A 281-nucleotide genomic window follows, 5' to 3' on the forward strand; every position below is an offset into this window, starting at 1 on the left:
CTCGATTTGACCAGTGTTGGCCAGGGCATAATTCCGAGCACCCAGGTGCGTGACGCGACCTACCTGATCAATGTCGTGGCCCGTTCGCGCGGGGCCGAGCGCGGCTCGATCGAGACGCTGCAGAACATCCAGCTGCCGACGGGCAATGGCGAGGCTATCCCGCTCGCGGCGGTTGCCAATTTCCGCTACGATCTGGAGCAGCCGACGGTGTGGCGGCGTGACCGCATCCCGACCATCACCGTGCGCGCCGGCAGCACGTCGCCAACCAGGCCGGCGCGCAC

The 281-nt window shown here is 67.3% G+C and carries 1 protein-coding gene; it reads left to right on the forward strand.

Annotation, left to right across the window (positions count from 1 at the left end):
* On the forward strand, positions 1-281 hold a 281-nt coding region (locus tag EN824_RS34855), incomplete at both ends, for an efflux RND transporter permease subunit (protein WP_135933248.1).

The organism is Mesorhizobium sp. M8A.F.Ca.ET.181.01.1.1 (assembly GCF_004792025.1).
Classification (GTDB): domain Bacteria; phylum Pseudomonadota; class Alphaproteobacteria; order Rhizobiales; family Rhizobiaceae; genus Mesorhizobium.